Below are 18161 nucleotides of genomic sequence, written 5' to 3'. Positions count from 1 at the left end.
AAATAAAATGTTTTGCCGGAAATTAAAAAAATAATATATTTAAAAACGGAATTCATTAAATAAATTTTTAACAAAAACACATTTGATTTATGAAAATCACTTTAAGAAAGCTAAGCACGAAAGACTTAGCGACGCTCGCGCAACGAACAATTAACACTTCTGACTCAGGAAATTATCCCGTAATCAATGGTCATCCACTTCTGGCAGAACTGAAGCTGATGTATGCAGATTACGATGCCGTTTACACAAAAATGACCTTCAGCGGAAAAGGAAATGATGTTGCAAATAGCGATAATGAAAGAGACCTTGCATTCACAACTCTGAAAGCTTTCCTCAACAGTTATCGAAAAATGGTAAGCTTATCAGGCTACCAATCCGCAGAAGACCTTTATCAAATCTTCAAACAGTTCGGTCTCAATCTAGACAGGATGAGCTACTCCTCCCAAACTGCCCAGATGAAAAAACTCATCGAGGAACTGGAAAAACCGGAGAATACACAGAAACTCGCAGCACTTTCTCTTACAACTGCTTTTGCTGAGATGAAAGACAAGCAGACCGCTTTCGAAACCATCTTTGCAGAACAGGCTGGCGCCAATGCTGACCTTCGCAACCAGAAAAGTGCCTCGGGCATCCGAAAAGATCTGGAAAAAACCCTGAAATCTTTCTTCGGACTGTTGACCGCAATGAAAGACGTTACAGAATGGAAACTCTTCTACAACGATGTGAACGAACTGGTGAAAGCTGCAAAGAACTCCAACCTGCAGCCAGTTGTGAACAAAGAGAATAGTCCTCAACCTTAAATATATCTATACTAAATATAAGCCTGCCGCTGAGCAGGTTTTTTTGTTTTCCCAAACCGCATATTAAAACATCTTAACAGTCATCTTCCCGTTAGGGAACGGTTTTTGTAATTTTTGAGGCTTTAGAATTCTTAAATACCAAATCTCAAAATATTATGAAAAATTATCTTCTACCAGCCATTGCCGTGCTGTTTTCCAGTTGTAAAGAAACCAAAAAGACCGACGGTTCCGGATCAAGCGAGGAAGCCGTGACCCAAACCGATACCCTGAAACTGCCGCCGCCGGATGAGAAAAGTTCTAAGAACAAATTCAGTAACGTCATCGGATGGCCAAAGGATAAAGCGCCCACTGCACCGGAAGGTTTCACGGTGACGCGTTTTGCGGAAGGTATCAAAAGCCCGAGGAATATGATCCAGGGTGAGAATGGCGACATCTTCGTGGTGTTTTGTAACTCGGAACGTTCGACTGCAGACAAGATCAAAAATGATATTAGCGGAAAAAGCGATGCTGAGGTAGGTGGCAAATCGGCCAACCGCATTATCCTTTACCGCGATGCCAACAAAGACGGCATTCCGGAAACATCTTCTGTATTCCTTACCAACCTGAATCAGCCTTACGGAATGCTGATCATCAAAGACAAATTCTATGTTGCCAATACCGACGGACTCTACGTTTATCCGTACAAAGCAGGCGACACCAAGATCACACAACCCGGGAAAAAGATCGTCGATCTGCCAGCAGGTGGTTACAACAACCACTGGACAAGAAACCTGATCGCCAACAAAGACCAGTCTAAGATCTACATCTCCGTAGGATCTGGCAGCAACGTTGGCGAAAACGGCATGGAATACGAAGTCCGAAGAGCCAACATCCTGGAAGTAAACCCAAACGGTAGTGGCGAAAAAATCTACGCAGCCGGACTTAGAAACCCAGTTGGCATGAGCTGGAATCCAACCACAGGACAACTCTGGACTGTCGTGAATGAGCGTGACGAATTGGGCGATGAACTCGTTCCGGATTACCTGACGAGTGTAAAACCTGACGCATTTTATGGCTGGCCGTACGCTTATTTCGGAAAGAATGAAGACCCAAGAAGAAAAGGGGAGAAGCCGGATCTGGTGGCCAAAACCATTGTGCCGGATGTGCCTTTGGGAAGTCACACGGCTTCTTTAGGTTTGACCTTCTATACAGGAACTCAGTTTCCGGAGCAGTACAAGAATGGCGCGTTCATCGGACAGCATGGTTCTTGGAACCGCTCTTCTCTGGTGGGTTATCAGGTGGCGTTTGTGCCTTTTAAAAATGGAAAAGCTTCGGGTCCTTATCAGCCATTCCTTACCGGATTCATTGCCAATGAAGCTAAAGGTGATGTTTACGGAAGACCAGTGGGCGTCCTTCAGATCGCTGACGGCTCTTTGCTGGTGGCAGATGATGTGAGCGGAATTGTCTGGAGAGTGGCTCACACCAAAAAGTAAAATTCTATTGAACTTTAAAATATAAAACCTGCTATCGGGCAGTTTTTTTTTGTTTTCTTATATTGAACTGATTTTAGAGTTTTTAGACTGTCAATCCAAAGGAAGATGTGATCATCTCATATGCTATAGCACATTAATTCTTGGATTAAATCCACAACAGGACCATAAACCAATTGGATCTATTAGTTTTTATTTGATCTCTTATCGATAAATTAATCAAGATATATTATCTTTGATGTTTTTCTATATTGGAATTCTAAAATATGATCGTAATCATAATAATTCCATTAAATAATATTTAAATTCATAAAAAAATAACTAAATTAATGAAATATACACTTGAACTCGATATTCGCGAGGGTGGTTCCAATGTCGTTTTCAATAACATCCTATTGAATTCTTTTAAGATCAATATCGTGGAAAGGTACTCATATGACAAGGCTGAGAAATTGCAATTGCGTGAAGTGTTGTTTAAGGTAAGAACCCTGGACGACCAGATCATAAAAAAGAAAGATGGCAATTTGAATACCTACATCAGAGGTGAGGGATTCATGGAATATAAAAAAGTAAAGAAAGTCCTTTCTTCTCCCCATTACAGGAAAAAATTGATCAACAAAGAAGAAGCAGAACAGGATCTGGTTCACTTCATTCTAAGTATGGTAGTTTCTAATTACGAACTTAACTAGTGTCTCAATTTCTTTTTCTGCAATCTTGAAAATAACAAAAGCAACCCGAATAAGGTTGCTTTCTAAATTAAATCATCAAAAAAACGGATTGGTACATCCGGCTATTTGATTTCACAACTGAGAGTCAACTGATAATGATCGGTTCATGATAAACTGTTTTGAGATTGACTGAAAAAGTAAGGTCTCAGGATGTCCTCAAAATTATAGAGGCCGTTCGGTTTGTTTTTCAGGTTTTCTGCCACGAACAAGGCGCCGCTTCCGAAGGCTTCTCTCGAAATCGATTCGTGTACCAACCTCACTGTCTGATAAGGGAATCCGAAAATCACCTCATGTTTCCCAACGATGCCGCCAGCTCTTACGGAGTTGATGCTTTCCGTCTCCACATCCAGTACTTCTGCAATCTTCATAGCAGTCCCTGATACGCCGGATTTGGCTTTGAAGTGTTCCTCTATCACCTCGATGTCCACGCCAGGTGCAATATTTTTGAGCAATGACGCTGCAAACAAAAGATAGTTGACGCCCAAAGTGATGTTGGGTGACCAGAAGACCACAGTGTCTGCAGAAAGTTCTTTCAGCAGTTTGGTTTCATTATCTCCGTAATGCGAAATGGCAGAGATGATCTTGATCTTTTTCTGGGTCGCGATCTTGCCGTAATAGTAGATGCTTGCCTCTGTAGAAAAATCGATGATGAGGTCTACGGGATGATCGGTGAGTAGTGTCTCGATGTCCGTGGTCTGCTGAGAATAGATATGCGCATCGTCTGATGTGGAGATCCCTAGAATATCTTTGGCAGACAGGTGATTCAGTTTGTCGTTATTCTTCAGAACCCATTCCAGAGTGAAATCCTGATGCTGAAGAATGACGTTGGCCACTGCTTTTCCTGCCTTTCCAAATCCTATTAATCCTATTTTCATAATTACAATTTTTAGATATGTATTTTAATTATTGATTTCGAATATTAACATCAGTAAGGTACGATAAAATATTTAAACGGTTTTTCTAGGCCTGGATACGCAACTATTTTTAACAGCGGCAATGCTCTTCCGATCTGCTTTTGGTATATTTGTGAAACATTCAATATTTGAAAATGGAAGCATGGGATTTCCATTTTATTTACTCAGAAAATTAGCATCAGTGAAGATTCATAACAAAAAAAGATTTCTAAGTTTTCTCAAATTCAAAAGGGATTTTCAGCAATATGGCTTGGAGAAGGCGCGTAGTTATGAGTTGATCCTGCACTGGCTCAATAATAAGCTTAGCCGAAGTCAGTTTCTGTTGTTATCGGGGATTCTGGTAGGTTGTACGGCAGGATTGGCTGGGGTTATTCTAAAAACAATTGTTCACAACATCCACTTTTTCATTACCAACAAGGTCCACTTCGAATATCAGATCCTTTTCTACATCATCTTTCCGTTTTTAGGAATTGTATTGACGACCAGCATCGTGCTTACGATCTTCAAAGGCCAGGACAGAAAAGGAATTGGCGCAATCCTTTACGAGATCGCACAGAATTCGAGCATCGTTTCTTCGGTCAAGACTTATTCTCAGATGGTGCAAAGTGCCATTACGGTTGGTCTTGGTGGATCGGCGGGATTGGAAAGTCCGATCGCTGTGACTGGTGCGGCAATCGGATCCAATTATGCGCAGACCTACCGACTCAATTATAAAGAACGGACACTGCTTTTGGCAGCGGGCGCTACAGCTGGTATTGCATCCGCCTTCAATGCACCCATTGCCGGGATCATGTTTGCATTTGAGATCTTATTGACCGGCGTGGTGTTTACAGATTTTATTCCTTTGGTCGTTGCGGCGGTCTGTGGTAGCCTTTTGTCCAGGATCTTGCTTCAGGAAGATGTACTTTTCAGATTTCATACCAGGGAAGCGTTCGATTATAAAAATGTTCCCTATTACCTGATCCTTGGGATCGTAACTGGTTTGTACGCCAGATATTTTGTGATCATCTCCCAAAAGGTTGAGCATTTTCTCAAAGAACTCCAGATATCACGCCTGCGAAAAGCAATGCTTGGAGGTGCAATTTTATCATTTCTTTGTGTCCTTTTCCCTCCCCTGTTCGGGGAAGGTTATGATACGGTGAAGGCCTTTACCAACGGACATGCAAATGTGATCATTGAAAATAGTTTTTTCAGATATTTTGATATCAAAGAATATACGATCATCGTTTTTCTGATCCTTGTTTGTCTCCTAAAAGCATTTGCTACATCATTTACGATTTTCAGTGGTGGGAATGGCGGTAACTTTGCGCCGTCACTTTTTGCGGGAGGTTCTGTTGGATTTTTGTTTGCGGTGATCTGTCAGCAGATCGGATTCAAAGAGGTGCCGGTTACCAATCTTGTTTTGGTGGGAATGGCTGGTGCGATGAGTGGCGTTCTCTACGCACCTTTGACTGCCATCTTTCTTATTGCGGAATCTAGTTCCGGTTATGATCTCTTCATTCCTCTGATGATCGTTTCTGTGATATCTTACCTCATCGCAAAATGGTTTTCTAATATTTCCCCGGAACTGAAATCTTTGGCCGACCAGGGAAAGATATTCACCAATCAGCATGACAAAAATCTTCTGTTCTCTTTGCATACCGAGGACTTTATCGATCGATATTCTCAGGTAATTCCTGTAGCAGCGACCATGAATGACCTCTTCGAGTTGGTGAAAAATGGAAATAAAGATTTTTTTGCCGTAGTAGATGATACTAACAAACTAAAAGGAGTTTTCACGCTGGATGATATCCGCCCATATCTTTTTGATCAGGAGAACAACGCCTCATTGCCTATCACAAATATCATGAAAGCACCTGCAGCTTTGATCAAGCCGGAAGATCTACCTTTGGATATTCTACAGGTCTTTGATGACACAGGAACATGGAACTTGCCGGTCGTGAATCACAACAATGAGTTTATAGGTTTCATTTCCAAATCATCCATTCTAATGAGCTACAGACAGGTTCTGAAAGGCTATTCTGAATAATATCATTGAACAACATACAAAAAGCCGAACTGATTTCAGTTCGGCTTTTTATTTTATTGATAACGCTGATGTTCTTTCGGTTTCGAGAACTTCTCGATGATCGGTTTGAAGAGCGCCTTGTACTTCTCGATATCAAACAACTGGGAATCTGTCAACGCTTTGTAAGTGATCCAAACACTGAAAGGGAACAAGACCATATTCGGGATCCAGGCTGCGATGTAAGGATTGATCTTTCCTTTCCACGACATATTTTCCACAGTAAGATTCAGAACGTAGAAGATAATGAATATCACGATCGCGATGATCACGGGAAGTCCCATTCCACCTTTTCTAATGATGGATCCAAGACTGGCACCGATCAAAAAGAAAATAATACAAGTGAAAGAGTAGGAGACGATCCTCTGCTGGTACATCACAATCTTGTTGTGCTGTTTGATGGTTTCCTTGATGCCTGTTTCATTGGAATTTACGGCAGACTTCAAAGCCTCTATCTTGTTGTACGCGCCCCAAAGCACTTCCAGCTTTTTATCTTTTTTAAGTGTATCTATTTTGTACTGTTCCTTGATGACCTTATCCTTTGATTTTAATTTATCAATGTATTGGATATAATTGTTGGTTTGTGTAACCACAGGGGAAGCCATTGAACTTAAAGACGATATATTGCTTTTTCTATTTTTTTCAAGCGTGGTATTTACTTCTGTGTAGGTCTGGAAACGATAGTCGTCCGTGATCTTTTCTTTTTCGATTCCTTTCTCTATCAGTTCACTGATGTCAAAGTGGTAGACCAAACTGTCAAATTTCACCGACTGATTGGGTTGTTTTTTTCTTTCTTCAAAAGGTTTACCGGAGATCTTGTCTTCATAAACATAGCCATCATAAAGGATCAGTTTAAGATAATTCCTGTCCACAGCAGGTGCAAATTTCCCCTTCTTGGCAATGATCGTTTGCTGGTCATCATAAGGACTTGCGTTCTTGTGCAGGAAAACACCTTCCAGCTTTTCCCCATTTTCCCCATAGATCTTATCAAACTTCACCGAGTAACCGGAGATCTGATCGATGAAAACACCTGGTGTAAAGTTGATGGCAGGCTTGGAAGAGACGATGTTGAATAACATATTTTTCGCCTTCCGCTGAAAATCCGGGATGATATTATTGGAAAATAAGAAAAGAATGCCCGCAAGAAAGGAAACAGTGATCAGCAAAGGCATCATGACCCTAAGTAGTGAGATTCCGGCAGCCTTCATCGCCGCAAGTTCATACCGTTCTCCAAAATCCCCAAATGTCATAATGGAAGAAAGCAGGATCGTCAAAGGTAAAACCATACTCACAACGCTCATTCCGAGGTAGAAAAGAAGTTTCAGGATCTCACCATAGCTCAGTCCTTTTCCTGTCAACTGAGACATTTGCGTCCAGATAATATTGACAATGAAGATGAAAAACAACACACTGAAAATAAAAAGGAAAGGTCCGAAAAAGGTTTTGACAATATATTGATCTAGTTTTTTCAATTCAGAAATTTAAACCTCAAAAATACTGCAAAAAAAAGCAATACTGAAATTGATTGTAGGATTTTAGGATATTTTTAGAGGTGTTTTGTTTTTAAAAGCAATCAGTTGAGTCAATTATCAAACTCATAATCCACTTTGAAATAGGATTTGCCATTTTCCCCAATATAGACATTGTCCGATCTATGCGTTTTATAATCATTGATTGTTGCTCGGAATATTTCAAATTTTCTACCGTCGATCGTTAAAGTTTTAGCAGGATTGAAAGCAGAAAATTTGTTTTCTATAGTGGTTCCGGAGCTTATGATGTAATAATGTGTAACACTTTTCTTGGAACTTGAGTTTTTATCTTTATAACCAATGTAATTTTTCTGAATGTAAAGTCTATCATATTCTTTGGATGGGAAAATCACTTTTTTATCCTGATCGATCACGTATTCTTCGGAGCCATTTTTTACTAAAATAATATATTTTGAGATGGTAGGATTCCAAGTTACATTTTTATAGACGTCTTTTTCATTATTCATTAGAAATACAGAGATCCTGGGGAGGAAAACTCCCAAAGGATTGCAGTCGCCTTCAGTTTTTGAGCATAGTTCGTAGTAGGTGTTATTTGCGGAGACAACATTGATCTTACCCTTGTTAGGATATTTTTTATTAAATAATGCCAACACTTTCTCATTGGAATAAGAATCGGAAAAATCTTCGTCTTTAATGGTCTCAAGTGGGCCATAGGTTCCAGTTCTGCTTTCTAAGTTCTTCTTTTGTGTCAGTTGATAATTCTTGGAATAATATTGTACTTCCTTATCAGAAATATAAACCAGATAACCATCTTTTGACTCGGAAATGGGATTGATAGATAGGAATGGAATCACCAGCTTCAGATCTTTGTCCATCAAACCATATTTTCCATTTTCTTGGACCGCGTAGCCATTTGTTTTTGCAGAAAAAAATCGAGTCTCATCGTATTTTGGTTCCAGTAAAAGTTTACCTTCGATATCGCAAAGTCCATATTTTCCACCGTCGTTGAATGGGATCAAATTTTGTGCTGACAGATTTAAATTGATCAAAACGAAAATGATCGCAGAATATAATTTCATGCTTGTGTTTGTTTTTTATAAAATTAATATTTTTAAAATCAATGCACAAAAAAACCTTCTTTGAAGAAGGCTTTTTTTAATTTTAATACGATTAAAAAATATAATCCGTACTCAGGAAATTAGAATCGTGGTCTCTTACGATCGAGTTCAAAAGCTCTTTGTTGGAATCTGTGATTTTCGCAGCCACCAACGATCGGATCGAGAATGACCTCAACGCATCGAAGACAGAAAGAGTTCCTTCCGCACTGTCTTTTCTTCCGGTGAATGGGAAAACGTCCGGACCTCTTTGCGCTTGGCAATTGATGTTGACACGGCTTACAAGATTGACAAACGCGTCAATGAGGTTGGAAGTTTCCTGTGGATTTTCGCTGAAGATGCTGACTTGCATTCCGTGGTTGGCGTTGACCTGATAATCGATTGGCTCATCGATAGCATCAAAAGGAACTACCGGGATCACGGGACCAAATTGCTCTTCGTGGTACAATTTCATTTGGTCATTCACGGGATAGACCACAGCTGGGAAGACGAAGGAAGCTTCGTTATAACCACCGTTTTCATTAAGGACTTTTGCGCCTTTTGATAGCGCATCTTGGATGCATTCTTCCAGATAAGGCGGTTTGTTGACTTCCGGAAGTGGTGTGATCTTCACATCTTTTTCCCAAGGCAAACCTGGTTTCAAAGCGGAAACGGCGGCTGTTAATTTCTGAGTGAATTCCTCAGCGACATCTTTTTGGACGAAGATCAGTTTCAGAGCAGTACATCGTTGTCCATTGAAGGAAAGTGAACCCAGAATGATCTCACTGACGGCAATGTCAAGGTTGGCGTGTTTTGTAACGATGGCTGCGTTTTTTGCATCAAGACTTAAGATTGCTCTTAGTCTATTGACTTTTGGATGAAGTTTCTTCAATCCATTAGCAACTTTACTCGATCCGATGAAGGCTAGGACATTCACTTTTCCACTTTCCATGATCGGGGTGATGATCTTGGCGCCTTTTCCGTAAAGTGTGTTCACCGTTCCTTTTGGGAATGCTTCCTGGAAGGCTTTTAATAATGGATAATGGGCGAGAACACCGTGTTTCGGTAATTTAAATAAGATAGTATTTCCCATGATCAAAGCCGGGATCAAAGTCGTGAAAATCTCATTCAACGGATAATTGAAAGGTCCCATGCTCAGAACTACGCCAAGCGGTGCTCTTCTGACTTGGGCTATCGTGCCTTCGGCTTGTTGGAATCTTGATGATTCTCTGTCTAGGTCTTTTAAAGCGTCAATGGTTTGGTTGATGTAATCGACCGTTCTGTCAAATTCTTTGGTAGAATCTGGAAGTGTCTTTCCGATTTCCCACATCAATAGTTTGATGACCAGGTCACGTTCTTTGATCATGAGGTAGACGAACTTCTGCATGCATTTGATCCTACCTTCTACCGACATGGTTGGCCATTCCCCGAGTCCGTTGTCGTAAGCTTTTACAGAGGCTTCCAAAACATCCATCGCGTCTTGTGGATTGATGTTCGGGATGCTGCCGAGAAGTTTTCTTTCCAGTCCGTTTTCTGTTGGGATGCAGATGGGTGAATAGACTTCGGTGATGTCGCCGTTCCATTGTACCAGTTCGCCATTGAGGAGATATTCTCTTTGGTGGATGATGGGAACTTTGTATTCTTCGGGGATCTCGTTTTCGCTTTTGAATATGTCTTTGAAGGTGAGGTGTTCTGAACTCATAGTTTGTTGATTGTTGTTAATTAGGTTTTTGAATTTGATGACAATAAATTTAGAGATAAAGATTGATTCTGGGAAGCTGTTAACATAGATTTATTCTATGCGGGAATCAAAAAAACTCAACATATTGTTGAGTTATCGTTTTATTGTGAAGATGCTTCGACTCCGCTCAGCATGACATTCAATTAGAATCCAATTTAGATGTCGGTCTGAGCGGAGTCGAAGATCTAAAAGTTGTAAAATTATTTGCTATCAGTAGACTTCAAAGCCCAGGCGATCAACGCTGGCTGCATGAACAACCTAGCGAATCTTTTGTTGTCCGAGTTGAGTCCGAAGGCGTTTCTTCTCTCTTTGTACTGCGCATAATTTCCTGGGAAAACGGCGGTGAACAATCCGGCTGCGAGTTGTCCTACTAGCGATTCGTATTTCTTAGGTGCGGCGATGATGGCGGCTCCCATGGCGATTTCCACGATTCCGGAATAGACAACGGTATCATCTTTTTCCAACGGTACCCACTCTGGGACCTGAGCTTGGAATTCTTTTCTTGCGAACGTCAGGTGTCCGATTCCTGCTGTGATGAGCATGGCGCCTAAGCCGTATTTTGCGATGGTCTTGATTGTACTTGCTTCCATAATAGGGGATTTTCTGGGAGTAGGTTCAAGAATGATTCCAAAAAATACTAATGGATTGTTAAATGATTTAGGCTGTTAGATTCTTACTTTAAATTTAAAATTCTATTGATCTGAATCTTTAATAAAAAGAGATAAATTTGTTTAAAATTAAAAATATGTTCTCAAAAATAGTTTTCGGTGCGCTGTTCTGTGTTTCGGCCTTTCTTTTTGCTCAAAAATCTAAGACAGCCAATACCATACTGATGGGTGGGAATCCCGTGCATACCTATTCCCAATTGCCGGCGGTGAATAAGCCGGCGCCGAAATTCACTTTGGCAGGTGTGGATATGAAAGACCAAGATTTGGATTCCTACAAAGGGAAATTCCTGATTCTGAATATTTTTCCCAGTGTAGACACAGGTGTTTGTTCTGCGTCTGTCCGTCACTTCAATGAGGATGCCGCAAGCCTTCCCAATACGGTGGTGCTTTGTATCTCCAAAGATCTACCTTTTGCTCAGAAGCGATTTTGTGGGGCAGAGGGCATCAAAAATGTGGTGATGCTGTCTGACTTCCGGTCTGACTTTGGAAAGATATACGGCGTAGAATTGACCGATTCTCCAATGAAAGGCCTTTTGAGCAGAGCCGTGGTGGTGATAGATCCGACTGGCAAGATCGTTTATGAAGAACAAGTGAGCGACATTTCCCACGAGCCCAATTATGAAGCGACTATGAAAGCGGTCAAATTATAAACTCTCTCACTTTTAAAAAATAGAAAAGCAGTCTTTCATAGACTGCTTTTTTGTTTTCTGGAAGATGAACTTCCAATTGATTTTTGTCATTTTGACAGAGTATCTTTGGAGATGGTTTCCGTTACATCGCTGTTACCTTTCCGTTACCTAAGTGTGTTTTTTTTGCTTTGGGTTTTGGATGGTTTTTGACATTTTGGCAGAGTGGTTATATTTTTTTTTTTTTTTGTCGTTTTTGGAAATCGGTAAGGTAAAATGATTGATTATTTTTTATATTTGATGAAAACTAAATCTATATGTACCGTCTGATTTTAAATTAGATAAATTAAAAAAAAACAAAACCGTGAAAAATAAAAATAGAGCATTAACGTACAGTCTACTTGCATATATAAGAAACAATAATGATGTTATAAAAGGTCCTATAGATATATTCGTTCCTTTAATTAAAAGAACGTTATCAATTATAAATTCTCAAGGAATTTTTGAAGGGAAAAATATTTCTGAAATCAAAAATACAGCTGATAAAGAGTACTCGATTGATTTTCCATTGCCCGTTCTAAAGAAAATATTACACATAATCGCAAAAGAAATTAATACTGAAAAAAAAACTAATTTCGTACTAAATAATGACGGCAGTTTTCAAATATTAAGATTTTCTTTTACAGATTTTGATGATGTAATTAATTCAAAAAATGAAGATATTGAGAGAATTGAAAATTTATTTAAGGAATTTAAAGAATCAATGAATAAAGATGTTATTATTGATTCTGAATCGATTTTTAAGTTTATCGAAAAAAATAAATTTACTTTATCGAAATATTTATCTGACAATAGTGAAATGAATGGTGAAGATTATACAATAGAAGCACAATTTGTGAATTTTTTTAAAAAGTCAAAACCTATTTATGATCTAATAAAGGACATTTATATTGGATCAATTTTAACTTGTTATATAGAATTTAAACCAGAAAATATTAAGAATGATGTTGAGCTTGTTCTTGATACAAATTTTGTTATCGGGTTACTTGATTTAAATACTCCAGAATCAACACATACGTGTAGAACATTAATTTCAATTGCAAAATCGATAGGTTATAAAATTTCCGTATTTAAGTGTACCATTGATGAAACTGAAAATCTTTTAAAAGGCAAAGCTTCTAATTTTGATAGATCTTTTTTACAAAGGAAGGTTAATCCTGAAGATGTTTACAATGCATGTGATCGTAGAAACCTATCAAAGGTTGATCTAGAAAGAATTTCAGATAATTTGATTAGAGAATTACAAGTTTTTGAAATTAATATTTATTATAATCATGATAATTATACTAGAGAAGCTAAAAACTCATCAGAATATGCTTTTTTTAAAACTGTAAGAAATACTGATTACAGTGCATTACATGATGCTACAATAATAACTTATGTTAAAAAGAAACGAAGTCGTAATATTTATGACTTTGAAAAGGTCAATTGTTGGTTTGTAAATAATTCAACTTCTTTTTATGTAGAGAACTTAAGAATAACAGATAAAAAACAACCTGAAACAATAAAAGCTGATGATCTTCTAAATATTCTTTGGTTAAGCAGTCCTGCAATCAATACCAAAATAGATGTTGAAGAACTCGCAAATATTGGTTTAACTTCTTCTATTTCATTAACGCTTAACAAAAATCTACCCAAATCAAGATTGTTGAAGGAATTAGATGATAATATATCCAAATACGCTGAGGAAAACATTTCAGATGCTGACATAGTAAGAGTGGCAACAAGAATAACTAATAAGCAGTTAATTGATATAGAAGAAATAAATCAATTAGCAAATACAAACAAAGAAGAGTTTGTTAAAAGACTTCAAAAGGAGGCAGACTCACAGAAAATTATTGAAAAGGAACAAATAAGAAAAATTGATATTGTTTTTAAGACATTTAAGTCTCAAAATAATCAAGTTATAGAATTAAAGAACGAATATAAACGCAAAATTGAGGAAATTGATAAAGATAAAAACGATTTAAGTGAGGCACATTTAAAAATTAAAAAACAAGAAGAGGAAATTTACACAATAAAAGTTGATAATTTTATTGATACAAAAATTGAGAAATGGCGAAATAATGCTAAAATAAAACTTGCAATTTCTGTTACTTTTTTAATTGCAATTATTTTTGGTGCATTTTATTATAATGATTTCAAAATTGGCAAAACAACTGAATATTGCAAGGAAAATATATTATTAAGTTTATTAATTAGTTTTGTTCTTTTTATTATCAATGGTTGGTTTTTCAAGTCGCTTTATGATAGATATGAAAGTTATTCTAATATAGAGAACTACAAAAAAGGATTAAAGATTCCTGATAAATTATAGATTTATTAAATAATGTTCAAATTAAACCTGCCAACGAGGTTTTCTCATTTAAAATAAGTAACAAAAACCTACTTCTTTTTCTTTTTCCCCTTCAAAGTAATGATCACCACACCATTTTTTGCTTTTGCGCCGTATTTGGAAGTGGCGTCTTTGCCTTTTAAAACTTTCATTTTCTGGATGGTGTCGGGATTTATTTTGTAAAAGGTATTTTCGTTGATAATCTTTCCATTAAGGATATAAATTGGTGCATCTGGTCGGTTAACGCCTGTTGATGCGATCTTGCCAAGTGCAAAACCTGAGTTTCTGTCGATTTTGATAGGTTTTTTAGGAACTTGTGCAACTACTATTTCACCTGTTACTTTTGTTGGCGTATTTGTTTTCACGGGATGATGTGGCTGTGTCTGCGATTGTGCCACGACAAGGCCACCAGATGTGAGTACAAAACCCACCGCAAATTTTGCAAACAAAGAATTGAGGAAAGAATAGTTGAGGTTTCTATCCAGCTGATCCACCCGGAAATTGGCGCAGATGTTTGAGTTCTGGGAAAGGTCATCGATAATTTCCTGGTCAGATGCGTTGGTAAAATCTCTCACACTCTTGGAACAGACCTGGCAGAATCTGCCTTTTTCTTCGGGCGTCATAGCGGCCCAGTTTTCATGACACGGTTTTGGGATGGTAACTTTCATAAGTATATCTTATTTGTTTTACGCCTTATGCAATCGTTTGATCTTTATCGATAGTTCAGTTTCAAAATGATGACGATGTCATAATAATGTCTTTTTATGGTAAGATGCATTTTACAGTCCAAAGGTTGGAAAGTGCCTGAAAATATTTACAAATGAAAATACCGCGGATCCGGATATTGGAATTCAAAGTCCAATTCTGCAATCATCTTTTCAGGAGAGATGGTTCTGCCAACAGTGGTTCGTTCGCCGGCGTAGGGTAGGTCTTTCTGCGCATTGATGACTTCCTCTTTATTAGGATGGATGGGCGCCACGATGTTGTAGACTTTGGATTGTGTTCGCTTTTCCAGCATCTTTTCTACGGCGGAACAGATGTCGGCGTAATGGATGTGGTTGACCAAAAGATGAAGGTCAGATATATTGTAATTCTTCAAAAGCCTTTCGCCGCCCATCAGTCCGGCCAATCTCAGGATGTTGGTCTGGGGGAATTGTTCCAAAATAAAATTTTCGCTTTCGACAGTTTCAGCAGGTTGGTCATCCTCAGCAAATTCTTTTTCGGTTTGAGGATAAACGCCCGTGGAGCTCATCAAAAATAATTGTCCCTTGTAATCGCCAAGGAAGTTGAGGAGATTTTGCCTTTTGTCATTCATTGAAATTTGAATCCCTCTGATTCCCGAAAATGGGACGCTGATAATGATGGCATCCAATTCTGACGCAAATTCCCATTCCTTCATTGCTGTATCTAACTCGTTGGGGAAACTGACCAAAGTGGCGTGATAACCTTTTGCGTTGAGCTCTTCTGCTTTGGATGGTGTGGTTGTGGTCGGGAAGATCTCATATCGGTCCGATAATCTTTCTGCAATATGGTTTCCTAACCAGCCGTAACCAATGATTGCTAGTTTTTTCATATGTTTTGATTTTAAAAAAAACCTTCCAATTTGAGCTGAAAGGTTTTTATGGATTAGATGAATGAAGTTAAAAAAAAACTCTATTATCTTAAAGTCTAATTAAGGCTATTTCTCGTAAACCAAGTATCCAAAGGATTCAAGGCTTACATCAGAACCTTTGATGAGTTCGGTTTTTGATTTCGAAAACACATTTTTGAAGCTTCCAACCGAGTTGTCATCTTCCAATTTGAAATTAACAGGATCTTTGGTGGTATTGATCAGAACCAAAACTTCACGGTCTCCATTTTTTCTAAGGTAACCCAGGATCTTGTCATTGGAAGTGGTGTTCACCCAGAAAGTCGTTACCGCTGGGTCGCCGCCTCTCAATGCTGGATTTTCGGACTTCAAAGCGAAAAGTGTTTTGTAGAAATCTTCCAATTCATATTTGCCTGTCCAAGGGATCGGGTCTTTTTCAAAGAACTCCAGACGTTTGGATTTCATGGGTAATTCCTGACCGTTGTACAACAATGGGACACCATTCCAAGTGGCAGAGAAAACGGCCAATGCTGGAGCGAAGTCGCCATACTTTTCATATTCTGTTCCGTTCCAGGAATTCTCGTCGTGGTTACTCGTGAACCAAGCTCTCATGGAGTTGTCTCCGATCTTTGAATATTGCTCCAAAAGATTTTTCAAGTCAGATAGTGGCAAATGTTTTTGGTAGAAATCTTGGGAAAGGTGCATCCATTTCCAGCTGTAACTGGCATCGAAAACTTTCCCGTATTCTGGTGCTTCCAACTCGTCAAATTCACCTAGGAAGAAGAGTGGTTTCAGTTTTTCCACTTCTGGTCTTGCCTGTTGCCAGAAGTCAACTTCTACCCAGCTTGCAAGATCGCAACGGAATCCATCGATGTTGGTCTCTTTGACCCAATATTTCATCGCGTCGATCATTGCCAGACGCATTTCTTTATTAGAGTAATCAAGTTCGATGATATCATCCATTCCGCTGGCTTTGTGGAAACTTCCGTCCGCATCTTTCAGGTAATATTCTGGGTGGGATTTTGTCCAAACGTGGTCCCAACCAGTGTGGTTTGCTACCCAATCGATGATCACTTTGAAGCCCATTTTGTGAGCCTCGTCCACCAGATGTTTGAAGTTTTCCAAGGTTCCGAACTCAGGATTGATGGTCGTATAATCGTAAGCCGCATATTGGCTACCCAAAGTTCCCTTCTTGTTGAGCTGTGCAATTGGGGTGATCGGCATGAACCAAAGGGTCTCTACACCCATCTTCTTCAATCTTGGAAGTTCTTTTTCGAAAGCGGCAAAAGTGCCTTCCGGCGTGTATTGTCTTACATTGACTTCATATATATTCGTGGTTCGTTTCCAATCTTGCGGGTTTTCCATAGTTGTTCTTTCAGTTGATTGCTGGGTTTTACAGGATACTAATAAAGCGGCGAGTGCCGGGATAAGAATCAGCTTTTTCATCTTAGTTTCTCTTGAGGTTGTGAATTCTTGTTTGTCTATTCTGTAAATGTAATAAAAATAAGAAAGGCCAAGAAATGTAGCTTTGTTAATGTTTTATAAAATCTCTTTCATCATTTTTTATTGAATTTAGAACGTTTGGTTTGGGGTTTTATGGAGGACTTAAATTTTATGAAAACTTTAAGACAATTAAAAATCAAAAGGTGTCATTGTTGTATAATGAAGCAATGAAACAATAATACAATATCATGTCAGATTTTAAAGGAAAAACAATCATAGTAACAGGTGCAGCCATGGGTCTAGGTCTTGCAGCTGCAGAGTCGTTGGCCTCAAAAGGAGCAGACATCACCTTGGTAGATTATAACGAAGAAGCTTTGGGAAAAGCCAAATCGGAATTGGAATCCAAGTATCCGGAAAGCAAATTCTTAACCGTGAAAGCGGACGTTTCTGTTGAAGAACAGGTAAAAAATTATGTAAATGAAACTGTGAAGACCTTCGGGAAAGTAGACGGACTTTATAACAATGCCGGCATCGAAGGGAAACAAGCATCATTGGTAGATTACGACATCAATGTCTTCAAAAAAGTGATTGATATCAATCTTCTTGGTGTTTATTACGGCATGAAATACATCATCCCGGAACTTCAGAAAAATGGAGGTGGAAGAATCGTGAATGTAGCATCGGTAGGCGGAATCCGTGGTGTGTTGAATCAGACGGCTTATGTCGCAACAAAACACGCCGTAGCTGGTATGACGAAAAATGCCGCTTTGGAATATGGTAAATATAATATCTTGACCAACGCCATTGCACCGGGAGCAATCCTAACGCCAATGGTTGCCGAAGCCTTCAATCAAGTAAATCCGAGTGACCCGAAAGCAGCTGAAGCAGAATATGCATCACACAATCCAACAAGAAAATTGGGTGACCCGAAAGATGTCGGAAACCTTGTAGCTTATCTTCTAAGTGATGAGAATGGCTACGTTTCCGGTCAGGTGATCGCCATCGACGGTGGAGAATCCAACATGTACGGGAATCCTTAAGAAAATATTAAGTTTTAAGTTTAGTTTTAGTTAGAGAAAGTGTCTGCAGAAATGCGGGCATTTTTTTTGTTTGAGGCCAATTGCACATTTTTTGCTAGTA

At 38.8% G+C, this 18161-nt stretch carries 15 protein-coding genes; 7 read left to right on the top strand and 8 right to left on the bottom strand.

The annotated features are described in order from the left end of the window. The first annotated feature begins 89 nt into the window (after positions 1-89). From AXA65_RS08140 to AXA65_RS08130, 3 genes are all read left to right on the top strand, one after another. Positions 90-800, top strand: coding sequence for a DUF6261 family protein (locus AXA65_RS08140; protein ID WP_063969623.1), 711 nt, complete (start codon positions 90-92; stop codon positions 798-800). Between the two features lie 155 nt (positions 801-955). Continuing rightward, a complete protein-coding gene (locus tag AXA65_RS08135) occupies positions 956-2272 on the top strand; it encodes a PQQ-dependent sugar dehydrogenase (RefSeq protein WP_063969622.1) in 1317 nt (438 codons plus the stop codon). 326 nt (positions 2273-2598) lie between these two features. Beyond that, positions 2599-2958 (top strand): hypothetical protein, encoded by a 360-nt coding sequence (locus AXA65_RS08130; RefSeq protein WP_063969621.1) that lies wholly within the window; start codon positions 2599-2601, stop codon positions 2956-2958. 143 nt (positions 2959-3101) lie between these two features. On the opposite strand, the gene AXA65_RS08125 is transcribed toward AXA65_RS08130, so the two are convergent. Continuing rightward, positions 3102-3872, bottom strand: coding sequence for a 4-hydroxy-tetrahydrodipicolinate reductase (locus AXA65_RS08125; protein ID WP_063969620.1), 771 nt, complete (start codon positions 3870-3872; stop codon positions 3102-3104). 220 nt (positions 3873-4092) lie between these two features. Between AXA65_RS08125 and AXA65_RS08120 the strand changes: the two genes are divergently transcribed. Then, entirely contained in the window at positions 4093-5940 is a 1848-nt protein-coding gene (locus tag AXA65_RS08120; protein WP_086048130.1) for a chloride channel protein, read from the top strand. A 53-nt stretch (positions 5941-5993) separates the two neighbouring features. Here the strand turns inward: AXA65_RS08120 and AXA65_RS08115 are convergent, their stop codons facing one another. The 4 genes from AXA65_RS08115 to AXA65_RS08100 all read right to left on the bottom strand — a co-directional run bounded on the left by AXA65_RS08115 (position 5994) and on the right by AXA65_RS08100 (position 10891). Beyond that, positions 5994-7448: an LptF/LptG family permease gene (locus AXA65_RS08115; RefSeq protein WP_063969618.1), complete on the bottom strand. Its 1455-nt coding sequence runs from the start codon at positions 7446-7448 to the stop codon at positions 5994-5996. A 110-nt stretch (positions 7449-7558) separates the two neighbouring features. After that, positions 7559-8545, bottom strand: a complete 987-nt coding sequence (locus AXA65_RS08110) for a WG repeat-containing protein (RefSeq protein ID WP_063969617.1) — start codon at positions 8543-8545, stop codon at positions 7559-7561. A 91-nt stretch (positions 8546-8636) separates the two neighbouring features. Further along, positions 8637-10262: an NADP-dependent glyceraldehyde-3-phosphate dehydrogenase gene (locus AXA65_RS08105; protein WP_063969616.1), complete on the bottom strand. Its 1626-nt coding sequence runs from the start codon at positions 10260-10262 to the stop codon at positions 8637-8639. Positions 10263-10501: 239 nt separating this feature from the next. Continuing rightward, positions 10502-10891 carry a hypothetical protein gene (locus tag AXA65_RS08100; RefSeq protein ID WP_063969615.1) on the bottom strand — a complete coding sequence of 130 codons (390 nt, stop codon included), beginning with the start codon at positions 10889-10891 and terminating at the stop codon, positions 10502-10504. Between the two features lie 155 nt (positions 10892-11046). Here AXA65_RS08100 and tpx point away from each other — a divergent pair, with 155 nt between their 5' ends. Together tpx and AXA65_RS08090 are read left to right on the top strand one after the other, a co-directional pair. Next, positions 11047-11619 carry a thiol peroxidase gene (tpx, locus tag AXA65_RS08095; RefSeq protein WP_086048127.1) on the top strand — a complete coding sequence of 191 codons (573 nt, stop codon included), beginning with the start codon at positions 11047-11049 and terminating at the stop codon, positions 11617-11619. Positions 11620-11959: 340 nt separating this feature from the next. After that, positions 11960-13972, top strand: coding sequence for a hypothetical protein (locus tag AXA65_RS08090; protein ID WP_063969614.1), 2013 nt, complete (start codon positions 11960-11962; stop codon positions 13970-13972). A 68-nt stretch (positions 13973-14040) separates the two neighbouring features. Here AXA65_RS08090 and AXA65_RS08085 read toward each other — a convergent pair whose 3' ends face one another. The 3 genes from AXA65_RS08085 to AXA65_RS08075 form a co-directional block, all read right to left on the bottom strand. Further along, a complete protein-coding gene (locus AXA65_RS08085; protein WP_063969613.1) occupies positions 14041-14658 on the bottom strand; it encodes a TonB-dependent receptor plug domain-containing protein in 618 nt (205 codons plus the stop codon). 146 nt (positions 14659-14804) lie between these two features. Continuing rightward, positions 14805-15563, bottom strand: coding sequence for an NAD(P)-binding domain-containing protein (locus AXA65_RS08080; RefSeq protein ID WP_063969612.1), 759 nt, complete (start codon positions 15561-15563; stop codon positions 14805-14807). 105 nt (positions 15564-15668) lie between these two features. Continuing rightward, positions 15669-17024, bottom strand: coding sequence for an alpha-amylase family glycosyl hydrolase (locus AXA65_RS08075; RefSeq protein ID WP_063969611.1), 1356 nt, complete (start codon positions 17022-17024; stop codon positions 15669-15671). 245 nt (positions 17025-17269) lie between these two features. Here AXA65_RS08075 and AXA65_RS08070 point away from each other — a divergent pair, with 245 nt between their 5' ends. Continuing rightward, positions 17270-18061 (top strand): glucose 1-dehydrogenase, encoded by a 792-nt coding sequence (locus AXA65_RS08070; RefSeq protein ID WP_063969610.1) that lies wholly within the window; start codon positions 17270-17272, stop codon positions 18059-18061. Positions 18062-18161 lie beyond the last annotated feature (100 nt).

Origin of the sequence: Chryseobacterium sp. FP211-J200 (genome assembly GCF_001643375.1) — a bacterium.
Lineage (GTDB): Bacteria > Bacteroidota > Bacteroidia > Flavobacteriales > Weeksellaceae > Epilithonimonas > Epilithonimonas ginsengisoli.
This window is presented reverse-complemented; position numbering and strand designations above follow the sequence as displayed.